The sequence below is a fragment of the Paraburkholderia sp. SIMBA_030 genome, assembly GCF_046535245.1.
GTDB lineage: Bacteria > Pseudomonadota > Gammaproteobacteria > Burkholderiales > Burkholderiaceae > Paraburkholderia.
Genome location: NZ_JAWRXB010001469.1, coordinates 1 through 242, shown reverse-complemented (window position 1 = coordinate 242; position 242 = coordinate 1). Strand labels below are relative to the sequence as shown.

Sequence of the window (242 nt, the reverse complement as noted above, 5' to 3'; positions counted from 1 at the left end):
GACCGACGCGAAGGAGTGGACGCGTGGCAGGAGATAAAGCAGCAGCGGGCCGCCGAGCAGCGCGGTTGCCGCGCCCGCGGGAGCAAGATCGGTAAAGCCCGGACCAAGAAGCTGCGTCAGGCAATCGGTGAAGAACAGCAGCGCGGCACCTGTCAGCGGCGCAGCGATGACGAGCTGCGTCGTGGTGCGGGCACCGGCAAAACGAGCGATCGCCGGGGCGGCAAGGCCGAGGAAGCCGATAA

At 67.8% G+C, this 242-nt stretch carries 1 protein-coding gene; it reads right to left on the bottom strand.

Annotation, left to right across the window (positions count from 1 at the left end; genetic code table 11):
• A partial coding sequence (locus tag SB772_RS44900; RefSeq protein ID WP_410839140.1) for an iron chelate uptake ABC transporter family permease subunit occupies positions 1–242 on the bottom strand: 242 nt, incomplete at both ends.